Source organism: Acidovorax sp. AC410 (assembly GCF_979253235.1).
On record NZ_CEEDCG010000001.1, the window covers coordinates 5,624,585 to 5,637,032 of the forward strand.

Below are 12,448 nucleotides of genomic sequence, written 5' to 3' on the forward strand. Positions count from 1 at the left end.
GTCTGGCACCGCTCCTGCTAAAAGCCAACCGCCTGTCCGTCCCGGCGCGAGTCGGATGCTGCGATGTACCCGTGCTCTGCCTTGTAGAGCAGCTGGGCTGACCCGAAGTCCAGGCTTTGGCGCTGCGCGACGGTGACTTTGTGTCCGCGGGCGCGCAGGGAGTCCGGCACATCGCCGGGCACATGCGATTCCAGCGTGACCGTCGGGCCTGGCTCCACGCGAAACCGTGGGGCATCACTCATGGCTTGCGGGTTTTGTCCGAAGCTGGCGAGCCGAGTCACCATCTGCACATGCCCTTGTGCCTGCATCGAGCCGCCCATGACGCCCATCGCCATCACGGGTGCGCCATCGCGCGTGATGAAACCCGGGATGATGGTGTGCAGTGGACGCTTGCCTGGAGCGACGATATTCGGATGGCCCGGGACCAGGCTGAAGTCTTCGCCGCGGTTGTGCAGACTGATGCCAGTGCCTGGAACGACCACTCCGGAGCCAAAGCCATGGTAGTTCGACTGGATGTAAGAGACCATGGTGCCTGCCGTATCTGCAGACGCAAGGTAGACCGTTCCGCCGGTTTTTGGCATGCCGGGGCCTGGATTGGCCGCGCGCTTCATGTCGATGCGCTTCGCGCGCTCCGCCAGATAGGCAGCGTCGAGCAAGTGCGCAGCAGAGACAGGCGACATGGCAGGGGCATCGGCAGCGTACTTTTTGAGGTCGGCGAAGGCCAGCTTCATCGCCTCCAAGCCAACGTGGTAGTAGTCGGCACTGTCCACTCCCATGCTTGCCAGGTCGAAGTGGTCCAGGATTCCCAAAGCCATCAGTGCGGCGAGCCCTTGGCCATTGGGCGGAATCTCGTGCACCGTGTAACCGCGAAACGACTGCTCAATGGGTTTGACCCATTCGGCCCGGTGCGCCGCGAGATCGGTTGCGCGCAGGGCGCCGCCGCACTGCTTGGCAAACGCTTCGATTTTCTCGGCGAGTTCGCCCCGGTAGAAACTCTCGCCGCCGCTCTCGGCAATGAGCTCGAGTGTCCTGGCTTGAGCTGGAAACCGCCAAAGCTCACCTGCTTGAGGAGCGCGCCCATCCAATGTGAACGCATCGCGGAAGCCCGGTTGGTCGATGAGTCGTGGAATCTGGTTGGCCCACTGCCTCGCAATTTGCGGCGAAACCATGAAGCCTTCTCGCGCGTACCGAATAGCCGGCTCGAACAGGCGTGCAAAAGGCAGTTTGCCAAAGCGATCCGACAGGGCCTTCCATCCCGCAACCTGGCCCGGCACGGTCACCGAATCCCAGCCCTTCTCCGGCATTTTTTCATGGCTGTCGAAATACTGCGGCGTCCAGAGCGAGGGCGCGCGTCCGCTCGAGTTCAATCCATGCAACCTGCCTTCATGCCACACCAGCACGAACATGTCGCCGCCGATCCCGTTCATTACCGGTTCCACCACGGTCAGCGCAATAGCGGACGCCAATGCGCTATCGATGGCGTTACCGCCCTGGTACAGCATGCTCAACCCTGCCTGCGCCGCCAAAGGCTGGCTGGCGCTCACGGCATTCGCCGCGAGGAGTGGCATCTTTTGCGAGGGGTACGGGAACGACCAGTCAAAGGGCAACATGCGTCGGAGTATATTCGTGTATCCAATCCAATTGAATGGCAAGCATGCTGACGCCCTTTTCGAGCCCCGCAACGGCGGAGGAAGAAGCCTATCGGTTCCTCCTCAACGGAATCCGCATGGGTCAGTTCAAGGCGGGCGACCGCATGGTGCCCGAGGAGATTGCGTCGCAATTGGGGATGAGTCGAATGCCGGTGCGCGACGCGTTCCGACGTCTTGCAACGCAAGAATTGCTCACCATCCGCCCCAACCGTGGTGCGGTGGTGCGGGGCCTGAACCATGCCGAGGCGATCGAGGTATTCGAAATGCGGGCGGTGCTTGAAGGCTTGGCCGCAACAGCCGCCTTGAATCGAATCGGCCCGGCAGACATTGATGAGCTCGAGCGACGACTGGACGCCATGGACAGGTGCGCAGAAGATCTTTCCGCCTGGGTGACCGAGCACCGCGACTTCCACCTGTACTTGTGCGGCTTGAGCGCCCGTCCACGGCTGGTAGCGCAGATTGCGGCGCTCCACGTGTGCATCGAGCCCCATATGCGGCTATGGCTGCAGTCAACGTACAAGCCCAGGCCGAGCCGCGAGGAGCACGGGTTCATCATCGACGCGCTGCGCCGCAAGCGCCCGGAGTTGATCGAAGCGGTGGTTCGCGAGCACGTTTGCAGCACTTTGGAAACGCTCGCGAAACTCATGCGTCCTTGACCAGGCTGGCAACCAAGTGGATACAGTCTTACATTTTGGCTTGTTGCCGTAAGCATGTGAAGCGGCACGATGGCTTGCGCCAAAGCCGCTGCCCTGCCCTGCTCAGCCAATCGATTCAACCTGGCGGTACTGCTGGTAGGCCCGGCCAAAGCGATTTGCCAAGAAATCCGTGAGAGCGACTTGCTCCTGGCGAATGAACCCGCGCTGAGGTAGCTTCTGTTCCCGAAACAGGTCCAGGGCCGCACAGATCCCTGCAGCTGTTGTGATCTGGATGGCGGACAACGGGTATTCGCCATCACGCTCGGCGAAGATCTTGCGCGCAAATACCTCCTGCACGAGCGAGCCGTTCTTGGTGCCTGAGACGGTGACGAACACCAGCACCACGTCCTGCATGGTGGCGGGCATGCTGCGCCGAAGAACGGTTTTGAGCGTGTCCTGGTCGCTCTTGAGTTGCAGCTCGTCCAGCAGAAATTGCATCAACGCGCGATGCCCTGGGTAGCGCACCGTCTTGTAGTCGAGGTTGCGCAGCTTTCCGTCCCACGTCTCGCACAAGGTTCCCAGGCCACCAGACGTGTTGAAGGCTTCGTATTCCACCCCGTCCAGGGAAAAGTGCTCCAGCCCCTCCAGCGGCAGGGCCGAGATAACCCGACCATCGTGTATCGCCTCGCACGGATGGCAGTACTCATTGATCAGGCCATCCACGCTCCACGTCAGGTTGTACTTCAGCGCATTCGTGGGAAACGCCGGCAGGGCACCCACACGCATCTTCACGTCGTGCAGAGCCTCAAAGCCGCTGGCAAGGTGGTGCGCCACTATCCCGATGAAGCCCGGGGCAAGGCCGCATTGCGGCATGAACGCAGTTTCAGCGTCCTGTGCGAGGCGCTTGATTTCCTTGGTTGCCGCCACGTCCTCCGTCAGATCGAAGTAGTGACAACGGGCGCGCAAGGCCGCCTGGGCAGCAGAAATCGCCAGGTGGTACGGGAGCGCATTGACCACTGCGGTGTGTCCGTCCAGGGCATTCGTGAGTTCTGCGGCACTTGATGTATCGATGCATGTGGTACGGATGCCCTTTTGGGCCAGCCGATCCAATGCGGCCTGGTCGCGGTCGAAGACCGTCAACGCAAAGTCGCCACTGGCGTGCAGCAGTTGGGCAATGGTCTGACCGATGTGGCCTGCGCCGAGAAGAGCTACTTTCATGCGAATTTCCTTCTGAACGAGATTGGGTGTGGAGACCCAACCAGTGTTCCGAAACCCCATGACGAAAAAAAGCATGAGTTCGACGAAATGGCACAGATTTTCGCCGCAATGGCAGACAATGCTGACGAATCGTCACCTTGTCATTCTTTTTTGCTTTCGTCCCCTCACCATGAACGCGCCGCCCAACCTTCCCGAAACACTGCTGCGCGACAAGTTCGATCGGGAGCTGATTGCGCTGCTGCAGGCCAACGCGCGCGAGAGCACTGCCAACCTGGCCCGCAGGCTCGGCGTGGCCAGAACAACGGTCGTGGCACGCCTTGCAAGACTCGAGGCCAACGGCCTCATCGGCGGCTACTCCGTGCGCCTCGGAGGCGAAGCGGTAGCACGGGGCGTGCAGGCATTCGTGGGTATCGTGGTGCAGCCAAAAGCCGGCAGAGAAGTCATCAGGGAGCTGACGAAGTTTCCCGAGTTGCTTCAGCTTGCATCGGTGAGCGGCGAGTTTGACTACATGGCCACCCTTCGGGCAGACAACACGGCGCGGCTTGACGTGCTGCTTGATCAAATTGGGGAGATCGAAGGAGTCACCCGGACAAACACCTCGGTCATCCTCGCCCTTCGAATCGACAGAGGGGGCTAGGAGCCCAGTTTGCTGCCTGCACCTGTCAATGCGCTGTCGGGTGCGCAAGGGGTTTCCCGGATCAATGCGGCTCCGGGCGTGGCCTGCCTGCTCCCCCGGTTGCAGCGCCCTTCTCCGCGACGCCGTTGGGGCATCGGAAATTTTTTTGCGCATGTTCAACCCCATTTCTCCGCCCCGTTCGTTTCACCCAGCACCAACACTTCGATTGATGGAGCTGCCATGAAATCCGGTTCACTGATCCTTCCCGCACTGACGGCACTGGCCGCCATGCTGTCGCTGACCAGCCTGCCTGCCCAGGCCGTCGGCCGTCTGGCCGATATCACCATAGTCGACCGCGACACCGGCGCCACGCTGCCGGTGCATTACGCCAAGGGCGAATACTGGGTGGCTGGCCGGCCCGGGGCGCGCTACGCCGTCACCGTACACAATCGCACTGGCGAGCGCGTGCTGGCCGTGCCGTCGGTGGATGGCGTGAATGTGCTCAGTGGCGAAACCGCCGCCTGGGATCAGCGTGGCTATGTGTTTTCGGCCTACGAGCGCTACCAGATCACGGGCTGGCGCAAAAGCAGCAGCGAGGTCGCCGCCTTCGAGTTCTCCAGCGTGGCCAACTCCTATGCCGGCCGTACGGGCCGGCCAGCCCATGTGGGCGTGATCGGCGTGGCGCTGTTCCGCGAGCAGCAGCCCGTGCCTGCACCCGTGGTCATCCCCGAGCCCTACAGCCAGCGCCGCGACAGCAGCAATGACAGCGCCGGCCTGGGGCGCCTGCGCGAGGAGCCGGCGGCACCTGCTGCTGCAGCAGCACCGGCCCCGGCGCCGGAGGCCGAGTCCTCAGCACGCGCGCTGGGCGCGGGCAGCCTGGCGAAAGCCGCGCCGGCGCCATCGGCCAAGCTGGGCACGGCGCATGGCCAGCGCGAGACTTCCGTGGTCTCGCACACCAGCTTCACGCGCCTGCAGGAGCGCCCCAACGAAGTCATCAGCATCCGCTACGACAGCCGCGAGAACCTGGTGGCCTACGGCGTGATCCGCGAGCAACCAGTGCGCCCGCCAGTCCCGCGCGCCTTCCCGCAATCGGACAACGTGTCCTATGTACCCGACCCCAGGTGATGGCCCCCGGCGAAGCTTCGCAGGCTTCGCCGGTGGATGAGGTCCCCGCATAATGCGCGGGTGCAGAACGCCCTGTCCCCTGACGATGCCGACGAGACGCTGATGCTGCGTTATGCCGCCGGTGACCTGGGCGCCTTCGACACGCTGTATAGCCGGCACGAGCTGGCGGTATGGCGCTTCGTGTTGCGCAGCGTGAAGGTCCAGGCGGTGGCGGACGACCTGCTGCAGGATGTCTGGTTTGCCGTGGCGCGCAACGCCGGCAGCTATGAAGTCAAGGCGAAATTCCGGACCTGGCTGTTCACCCTTGCCCACAACCGGCTGGTGGACCACCTGCGCACCGCCAGGAACCACGCCAGCCTGGATGCGAACGACGATGGGGGTGATGGCGGGCCCGGCCTGGCCGACACGCTGGCGGCCGACTCCGGATTCGGCCCGGTGCGGCAGCTGCAGTCACGTGAGCAGGCGGCCGCCCTGATCGCTGCGGTCGAGCAGTTGCCGTTCGAGCAACGGGAAGCGTTTTTGCTGCAGGCCGAAGGCGACCTTAGCGTGCAGGAGATCGCAGAGGCGACCGGCGTCCAATTCGAAACCGCCAAGAGCCGCCTGCGCTATGCGCGCACCAGCCTTCGCCAACAGCTACAGGAGTTTGCACCATGAGCACGCGGGACGACGAGCTGACCCAGCGGTACCGCGAAGCCAGCGCCCAGCAAGATGCCCGCCCCGGTGCGCATGTCCGCGGCGCCGTGCTTGCCCATGCGCAGATGCTGGCAGCCGCCGCAGCCGCCCTGCCCGCCTCCCCTGCCCCCCTACCGGCGGCAGCCAACCAGTCGCGCTGGAAGGTATCGGCCCTGGCCACCGTGGCCGTGGTGGGCCTGACCGGCCTGCTGTTGCTGCAGTTCCAGCGCGGTACGCCCGAAGAGCAGGAAATCGCCTACGGTCAGCGCCGAGCCGCCGCACCCTCTGCCAGCGTGCAGGCGCCTGCCGCAGCGCCGCCCGCACCTGCAGCCACTCCGCAAGCCGCCCCAGCCGAGCCTTCCGCGCCTTCCGCGCCTGCGCCATTGCAACGCAGCGCCCATGAGGAGGAGGCCCGCCCACCGGCCAGGCCCCTGGCGCCAAAGTCCGCCGCACCGGCACCAGGCCCCTCCCGCTCGCTGGCCAAGACAGCACCAGCACCAGCACCTGCCACCCAGGAAGCGCAGGCGCCACCGGTGCCAGGCCGGATCGGCGCCGTATCGGGCTTCCCCGCCTCCCCCCCTTCACCGGCGAAAGCCCTTCCGAAACGGGGGCGGCCGCCCCGGCAGCCGTGCCGGCATTGCCTTCGGCGCCCCCACGCACTGAAATGCGCGAGCGCCTGGCCGCCCAGGACGCAGCGGCCGCCAAGTCGATGGCGCCACCGCCTGCTGCGGCGGCCGCTGAAGCCGCTCGCTCGTCTCTGCCAGAACCAGCGCGGCCTGCGGCACAGGCCGCAGCGGGCAGCGGCTTGCGGCGAGACGACGCGGCGGGCAACCGCCTGGCCGCAGCCGCCCCGCGCGCCGACAGCGGGCGCAGCGGCGCCGCGCTGCCGGACGGACTTCGGGAAGCAGCCCGCACAGGCCGTATGCCCCTGGTCGAAAGCCTCATCGCCCAAGGCGCTGCCATCGACGCCCGCGACAACCTGGGCAGGACGGCGCTGATGCTCGCCGCCGCCAACGGCCAGACCGCCACGGTGCAGAAGCTACTGGCCCTGGGCGCCAATCCCGCCCTGGTGGACCATGAAGGCCTGAGCGCGGCCCAGCAGGCCAGAAGGCTGGGCCACACGCGCATTGCAGAGCTGATCGAAGCCGGCTCCTGAGACGGCCAACACCTTCCCATCCGCTGGTGTCGAGGGGGAACTTCCCGACCCGCAGGCCTATTTCAGCCCCTGGCCCGGCCCATCCAGGCTGCGCTGGGCCAGGTTCATACTCTCCAGCGGCGCCGGGCGCCCGAACCAGTAGCCCTGGGCACTGCCGCAGCCCATCTGCAGCAGGCGCCGCGCCTGGGCCTCGGTCTCGACGCCCTCGGCCACGACCGTCACGCCAAAGCCCTTGGCCATGTGCAGCACGGCCGTGACGATGGCGGCATTCTGGGAAGACTCGACCAGGTCGCGCACGAAGGTCTGGTCGATCTTGAGGCAGTCGAACGGCAAGCGGCTCAGGTACGCCAGCGAGGAATAGCCGGTGCCGAAGTCGTCGATGGCGATCTTCAGCCCCAGCGCGCGCAGGCGCGAGAGCTGCTGGTGGGTCACGGCATCGCCCTCGATCAGCACCGATTCGGTGAGCTCCAGCGTCAGGTGGCGCGCGGGCAGGCCGCTGGCCTCCAGCGTGCGCTGCACCTGCTCGACGAAATCCGACTGGATCAGCTGGCGGGCCGAGACATTGACATGCAGACCGAAGTCTTCGGGCAGCTGCGGCAATTGCTGGGCGATGTCCCGGGTGGCCCGCAGCATGACCCAGTCGCCCAGCGCCAGGATCAGGTCGCTTTCTTCGGCCATGGCGATGAACACGCCCGGCGGCACCATGCCGCGCGCAGGGCTGCGCCAGCGCAGCAGTGCCTCGGCACCCGTGACGCGGCCCGTCGCCAGGTCGATCACCGGCTGGTAGTGCACCAGGAACTGGTCCTTGTCCAGAGCCTGCCGCAGTTCAGACGCCAGCCGCGTGCGCTCCATCGACTGGTCCGCCATGCCGGGCTCGAACACCATCCACTGGCTCTGGCCGTGGCGCTTGGCTTCGCCCAGGGCGATGCTGCCATTGCGCAGCCATTCCGCCAGTTCTTCACCCCGCAGATGCCCCGCCACCAGGCCCACCGAGGCATGCACCATGACCTCGTCGGCCCCCGCCGAGAAGGGCGAGGCAAACAGACCCAACACGGCCTTGCCAAAGCGCTCCGCAGACTGCTCCCCCTCCTCCACCAGGCTCAGCAGGGCAAATTCGTCCCCACCCACACGGGCCAGCAGCACCGGGGCGGGAAAATGCCCGCGCAGCCGGTTGGCAACGGCCTGCAGCAGGCGGTCACCCGTGCCGTAGCCCACGCTGTCGTTGATGGCGCGAAAGGCGTTCAATCCGACGAGGCTGAGCACCGCGCGTTTCGGCTCCGCCCACTGCACCTGTTCCAGCAGCCCCCGGCGCGTGAGCAACTGGGTCAGGCTGTCATGGGTGAGCAACTCCTGCATCTGCAGAAACGAGCGTTGCAGCCGGTGGGCCATTTCATTGAAGGCGAGCACCAGGACCGTGGTTTCCCGCAGGGGGCTGGGGGCGACGATGTCCGTGTCCCAGTCGCCACGGGCGATCCGGTTGGCCGCCTCGGCGGTCATGAGAATGGGCCGCGCCGCCCACTGGATCACCCACAGGCCGAGCAGCAGGCCAATGATGGCGATGGCCCCGGCGGCCAGCAGCGCTCCCTGGCCCGCGCTGCGGGTGTCGCCGAGCAGCTCGGACTCGGGCAGCAGCACCACGATGCGCCAGTCGATGCCACGCGGGTCCGCATAGGGTGTGACGCGCCCGAAGTAGCGCGCATCCAGGTGCTGGAAGTGAAAACTTCCGCCAGCCGCTGCCGGGACCTCGCGCAGATAGCTCTCGGCCGTGCGGATCTGGGCACTCGTGCTCTCCGAGATGCGCAGGCGCTCCCGCTGGCCGGCGGCATTGCGGCGGTCACCGAGCACGGAGCCCGGCTCCGAATGGGCCACGATCAGGCCCTGTGCATCCACAATGAAGATCTGTCCCTGGCCGCGCAGCGGCTCCTCGCGCAGAAAGCGGTTCAGGCTGTCCAGCCGCACGTCGGCCTCCATGACGCCCAGCAGGCTGCCATCGGCCACCACCGGGGTCGCCGCCGAAATGGTGATGTCGCCCCGCTCCCCCGCCGTGGTGTAGATGGGCGACCAGCGCGACTGGCCCGAGCCGGCCACCGGCGCATACCAGGGGCGCACACGCGGGTCGTAGTTGGGGAAGGCCGCCGCCACCTTGCGCAGCGTATCGTCCTCGTACACATTCATCATGCCGCTCGTCGTGGCATCCTTGAGGATCAGCCGAAAACCCTCGCCGGGTTCGCGGCGGATGCCGGTGTACTCCCCCGCCCTGCTGCCGAAGCTCAGCAGGCTGATCTGCTGCTGCCCGGCATACAGGTCGGAGAACACCCCCCGCAGGTGCATGTAGACAGGGCGCAGATTGCCCTCCTGGTACAGGCCATGGCGACTGATGGCGTCGGCCACCGTGCTCTGGATGAGGAACGGGGTTTCCAGGAATTGCGCCAGGCGCGCACGCGAGTTGCTGGTCAGGGCCTCCAGCACGCGCACGCTCTCCTGGTCGATCAACTGGCTGATCTGCCGGTGCTGCGTGACGGCCTGCAGGACGACCGTGGCCACGAACAGTGCCGCAAAAGGCACCGCAATGGCAGTCCGCAGGGACAACTGAAAGGCACGCATTCTCGATCGCTCCCGTTACGGGCCAGTTGCATGCAACACGCGTGCCCGCGATGGTGGTGCCATGGCATACCGGCCTTTCACCAGACGATACCAGCAACATCCGCCAGGCCCCGGCAGCGCATGCCGGCACCGAAGCGCGCCGTACCCTGGCGGGTGCTTCATGGAAGCACGCCCGGGCGGCCGTCAAGCACCTGCGCCAGTGGCACGGGGTAGCCGACGGCATAGCCCTGGGCATAGTGCACGCCAATCTCCTGCAGGATGGCCACCAGGGCCTGGCTCTCGACAAACTCCGCCACGGTGCGCTTGCCCATCAGGCAGCCGATCTCGTGGATGGACTTGACCATGGCCAGGCTCACCGGGTCGCGGTCGATGTCCCGCACGAACTGGCCGTCGATCTTGAGCACATCGACCGGCAGGTTGCGCAGGTAGGCAAAGGAGGACAGGCCACTGCCAAAATCATCGAGCGAGATCTTGCAGCCACAGGCATGCAAGGTCTCGATGAAATGGTTGGCCGTGTGCAGGTTGCTGATGGCCGCTGTCTCGGTGATTTCAAAGCACAGCTTGGAGCACGGCACGTCGGCATTCTGCAGTGCCTCCAGCACAAAGCTGGTGAAGGCCGCATCCCCGAGCGACTGGCCCGACAGGTTGATCGAGCACTGCGCGATGCGGTCCTGCTGCTCGACCACCCAGCGCAGCGCATGGGTGACGACCCAGCGATCGACCCGCGCGGCCAGGTGGTAGCGCTCGGCCGCCGGCATGAACAGGCCTGGCAGCACCAGCTCCCCCTGCTCGCTGCGGATGCGCAGCAGGATTTCGCAATGCAGGCCCTGCGGATCACCGCCCTGCAAAGGCACGATGGGTTGCGCAAACAGCTCGAACCGGTCATGCAGCAGGGCATGCTCGATGCGGCTGACCCACTCCATGACGCCATAGCGCTGCGCCAGCGCAGGGTCGTCGATGGCGTACAGGTGGATGCGGCTGCGCCCCGCATCCTTGGCCACGTAGCAGGCACTGTCTGCGGCCTGCAGCAAAGCGCCCACGCTTTCCGTGTGGGCATCCAGCGCCACCATGCCGATGCTGACGCCCACGCCAAAGCGCTGCTCCAGCCACACGAAATGGTAGCCTGCCAGCCGCTGCTGCAGCCTCTCGGCCACCTGCAGGGCGTCGGCCACGCTGTGGCCGCCGAGCACGATGCCGAATTCATCCCCGCCAATGCGGCACAGCAGGTCCTGCTCACCCAGCAAGCCGGCAAACAGCTGGGCGATCTCGCGCAGCATGGCATCGCCTGCCGCGTGGCCACAGGTGTCGTTGACCACCTTGAACTCATCCAGGTCCAGATAGCAGACCACATCGTGGTGCGCGCTGCCCCGCGTCAGGTCGAAGGCGCGCGACAGCGCCTGCTCGAACGCACGCCGGTTGCCCAGCCCGGTCAGCTCGTCGTGCATGGCCTGGTAGGCGATCTCATGGCTCAGGCGGCGCTGTTCCGTCACGTCGCGGAACACCAGCACGGCACCCTGCACCTCTCCGTCCGCGTCCTTGATGGGCGAGGCCGTTGCCTCCACCAGCACCCGGCCACCGTGCAGGGGTTGCAGCTGCAACTCCGGGTAGCGCCGGGCCTGGGCGGCGGCAATGGCACCGGCCATCATGTCGGGCGCAGGTTCCCCGGCGCCGCCAGGACCGAGCAGCCGGAACACCTCGCCATAGGGCTTTCCCACGGCAGCAGTCAGGCTCCATCCGGTCAGCGCCTCGGCGGCCGGGTTGATGTAGAGCAGGTCGCCCTGGGCATTGGTGGAGATCACCGCATCGCCAATCGAGTGCAGCGTGACCTGCAGGCGCTCCTTCTCGTGGTAGAGCGCGTCCTCGGCTTCCTTGCGGGCCTGCATGAAGCGCACACGGTCCATGGCCACGGCCACATGCGCCCCCATGGCCTGCATGAAGTCGATCTGCCAGGGCAAGGGCGGGCGCACGCCTTCCGCATCGCCATAGGTGCCCATGCCCACCGCGCCCAGCCGCTGCTCCGCCAGGACCAAGGGCACATTGATGATGGTGCGGTTGTGCAGTGCCGCCACGATCTCCTTGTTGGTGCGCGGGTCCGTGCGGGCGTCGGCCACCACCACCACGTGGTCTGCAGCCATGATCTCCTGGACCATGCTGTCACCGGCGATGGGGATCTCCGTGGTGTCGATGGCGCGCGCGAACGTGGGGTCGCTGATCTGGCTGGAATGCAGCAGGATCGACACGAACCCCGGCTTGAGCCCATAGACGCCCAGCCAGCAATGGGGATAGCCCAGCACCTGCTCGGCCACGGGGGACACCGCATCCAGAATGTCGGACAGGGTCCACGCCCGCTCCAGGCGCTTGCACAGCTGCAGCAAGGCCTTGGTGTGGGAAGGCGCTTCGGTCGCGGGGGCCGTCAGGTCGCTCATGGTCGGAGTGTATCCAAGGGTTTCAGCAAAACCCGACCGCCGGGCCGTTTGTTGATGATTGTTTACACCCATGCAACGGCGGTTCGCGCTGTGATAGCTTGCGTGCCATGGAGTATGTCGATTTCGTGGTGTCCTGGCTGGCCGGCAACCCCAGGATGGTGACCGCCTGGGCCGTGGTGCTGATGCTGGCGCTGGCCTGGCTGTGGCGTGGCCACCGGGCCAGCAGGGAGCGCGCCCGGTTCAAGCCCTTGCTGCACCCCCGTGCGAAAAAGCCTGCCCACAAGGCTGCCAGCACGGCCAACACCCCCAGATCCGCGCGGCGCGACCGTCCGCGCCGATAGGTCCAG

General features: G+C 66.0%; 10 protein-coding genes. 6 read left to right on the top strand and 4 right to left on the bottom strand.

The window, feature by feature from the left end; genetic code table 11:
- Positions 1-17: 17 nt before the first annotated feature.
- Positions 18-1,610, bottom strand: coding sequence for a gamma-glutamyltransferase (gene ggt / locus AC0IZS_RS26080; protein WP_471638331.1), 1,593 nt, complete (start codon positions 1,608-1,610; stop codon positions 18-20).
- Positions 1,611-1,654: 44 nt separating this feature from the next.
- Between ggt and AC0IZS_RS26085 the strand changes: the two genes are divergently transcribed.
- Positions 1,655-2,305 (top strand): GntR family transcriptional regulator, encoded by a 651-nt coding sequence (locus AC0IZS_RS26085; protein WP_471638332.1) that lies wholly within the window; start codon positions 1,655-1,657, stop codon positions 2,303-2,305.
- 102 nt (positions 2,306-2,407) lie between these two features.
- Here AC0IZS_RS26085 and AC0IZS_RS26090 read toward each other — a convergent pair whose 3' ends face one another.
- A complete protein-coding gene (locus AC0IZS_RS26090; protein WP_471638333.1) occupies positions 2,408-3,502 on the bottom strand; it encodes a saccharopine dehydrogenase family protein in 1,095 nt (364 codons plus the stop codon).
- Between the two features lie 169 nt (positions 3,503-3,671).
- Here AC0IZS_RS26090 and AC0IZS_RS26095 point away from each other — a divergent pair, with 169 nt between their 5' ends.
- The 4 genes from AC0IZS_RS26095 to AC0IZS_RS26110 all read left to right on the top strand — a co-directional run bounded on the left by AC0IZS_RS26095 (position 3,672) and on the right by AC0IZS_RS26110 (position 7,071).
- Positions 3,672-4,139 (top strand): Lrp/AsnC family transcriptional regulator, encoded by a 468-nt coding sequence (locus AC0IZS_RS26095; RefSeq protein ID WP_471639578.1) that lies wholly within the window; start codon positions 3,672-3,674, stop codon positions 4,137-4,139.
- A 219-nt stretch (positions 4,140-4,358) separates the two neighbouring features.
- Complete coding sequence (locus AC0IZS_RS26100) at positions 4,359-5,243, top strand: hypothetical protein (protein WP_471638334.1); 885 nt, start codon at positions 4,359-4,361, stop codon at positions 5,241-5,243.
- A gap of 36 nt (positions 5,244-5,279) precedes the next feature.
- Positions 5,280-5,897, top strand: coding sequence for a sigma-70 family RNA polymerase sigma factor (locus tag AC0IZS_RS26105; RefSeq protein ID WP_471638335.1), 618 nt, complete (start codon positions 5,280-5,282; stop codon positions 5,895-5,897).
- A 682-nt stretch (positions 5,898-6,579) separates the two neighbouring features.
- Positions 6,580-7,071 carry an ankyrin repeat domain-containing protein gene (locus AC0IZS_RS26110; RefSeq protein WP_471638336.1) on the top strand — a complete coding sequence of 164 codons (492 nt, stop codon included), beginning with the start codon at positions 6,580-6,582 and terminating at the stop codon, positions 7,069-7,071.
- A 57-nt stretch (positions 7,072-7,128) separates the two neighbouring features.
- Here AC0IZS_RS26110 and AC0IZS_RS26115 read toward each other — a convergent pair whose 3' ends face one another.
- On the bottom strand, positions 7,129-9,675 hold the full coding sequence (locus AC0IZS_RS26115) for a bifunctional diguanylate cyclase/phosphodiesterase (protein ID WP_471638337.1): 2,547 nt from the start codon (positions 9,673-9,675) through the stop codon (positions 7,129-7,131).
- 158 nt (positions 9,676-9,833) lie between these two features.
- Entirely contained in the window at positions 9,834-12,101 is a 2,268-nt protein-coding gene (locus AC0IZS_RS26120) for an EAL domain-containing protein (protein ID WP_471638338.1), read from the bottom strand.
- Between the two features lie 107 nt (positions 12,102-12,208).
- On the opposite strand from AC0IZS_RS26120, the gene AC0IZS_RS26125 reads away from it, so the two are divergent.
- Positions 12,209-12,442, top strand: coding sequence for a hypothetical protein (locus AC0IZS_RS26125; RefSeq protein WP_471638339.1), 234 nt, complete (start codon positions 12,209-12,211; stop codon positions 12,440-12,442).
- The last annotated feature ends 6 nt before the right edge of the window (positions 12,443-12,448 follow it).